Genomic DNA, 279 nt, shown 5'->3' with positions numbered 1-279 from the left:
AATGCGATGCTCGCTTACTGTCTAGAGTACTGGTGGGCACTGTTGGCTGCTCTTGCCTTAACAGGCTTCATCAGCGTTTTATTCAGCCACCGGATCTTTGGTCCTATGTACAGCTTCGAGCAGGTTCTCCTCCAGAAGCAACTTCATCCCACCGAACCGGTGGATCCCGAGTTGCGCCCAGACGATTATTTCCATGACCTTTCCGGCCTTTTGGCCAAGTGTTTGAACGGACTCCAGGCCTTTGAAGGTCCCGGGGACTCTCCGAGCGCTCCTCAGCCT

General features: G+C 54.5%; 1 protein-coding gene. It reads right to left on the bottom strand.

Annotated elements, in window-relative coordinates; genetic code table 11:
• Positions 1 to 78: 78 nt before the first annotated feature.
• The coding region (locus tag PZC42_RS21055) for a hypothetical protein (protein ID WP_277214063.1) at positions 79 to 279 on the bottom strand (201 nt) is incomplete at its 5' end.

The organism is Isoptericola croceus (genome assembly GCF_029382255.1).
GTDB classification, from domain to species: domain Bacteria; phylum Actinomycetota; class Actinomycetes; order Actinomycetales; family Cellulomonadaceae; genus Isoptericola; species Isoptericola croceus.
Note: the sequence above shows the minus strand (reverse complement) of the source record. Positions and strands in the feature narration are given on the sequence as shown.